At 42.2% G+C, this 818-nt stretch carries 1 protein-coding gene; it reads right to left on the bottom strand.

Translation table 11 applies throughout. The annotated features are described in order from the left end of the window. Positions 1 to 818, bottom strand: an 818-nt coding sequence (locus ACFINC_RS10335) for an isocitrate/isopropylmalate family dehydrogenase (protein ID WP_375617154.1), incomplete at both ends; no start/stop codon positions are given.

The following is an 818-nucleotide window of genomic DNA, read 5'->3' as shown; positions in this document are numbered from 1 at the left end:
GGGTTTGCTTTATTCTGTCCAGCAATGTGTGCTGCGCTTCCATGAGCGGGTTTAAAACAAGTAATCTGGCTTCCTACATTGGCTTCAGGTGCAAGCTCCAATCCGCCCATGACACCAGCAGCACAATCAGAGAGAATATCGCCAAACATATTTTCAGCAACAATCACACCAAACTGCTCTGGCTTCGTTGCAATCCATAAAGCAACCGCATCAACATTATGAATATCTGCTTCGATTTCCGGATATTTTTGCGCAGTTTTCTCAAAAATTTCCTGAGCAAATTGTCCACTTTCCCGCATAACATTTGGTTTATCGGCAAAAGTAACCCGCCTGAAATTCTGTGCACGCGCATAAGAAAAAGCATATTCAAATAACCGCTCTAAACCAAAGCGTGTTTGTAAACGGATTGTCCATGCGGCTTCTTCAACACCATATTTTGTCAAATTGGGATGTTTTAACCAAGCAGATGTTTCTGGCGTAATCCCGCGAAAATCTAATCCCGCATCGAGACCTTCACTCTTCTCTGTGATCACACAAAACTCAAAAGGTTTTCGCGGACCAAAAATGTATCTGACAGGACGTATCGTGGCAAACAGATCTAGCTTTTGGCGAAGTTGAAGGATAGGAGAAACATAGGCAAGGTTTTGCTCCTTTAAATGCGGTGCACATTCTTTTAAAGCTATTTCTTTTTCGGGTTCTGTCACAGTGCCAAGTAAAATAGCATCACTCTCAGCTATTTTTTGCCATGTTGCTTGAGGAACAGAATCCCCTTCCTGTTGCCAACATTTAAAACCAATATCACTATGCGTGAATTCTAT

This window comes from Bartonella sp. AP58NXGY, assembly GCF_042195785.1.
GTDB lineage: Bacteria > Pseudomonadota > Alphaproteobacteria > Rhizobiales > Rhizobiaceae > Bartonella.
The sequence above is the reverse complement of the archived record's forward strand: the minus strand, read 5'-3'. Positions and strand labels throughout refer to the sequence as shown.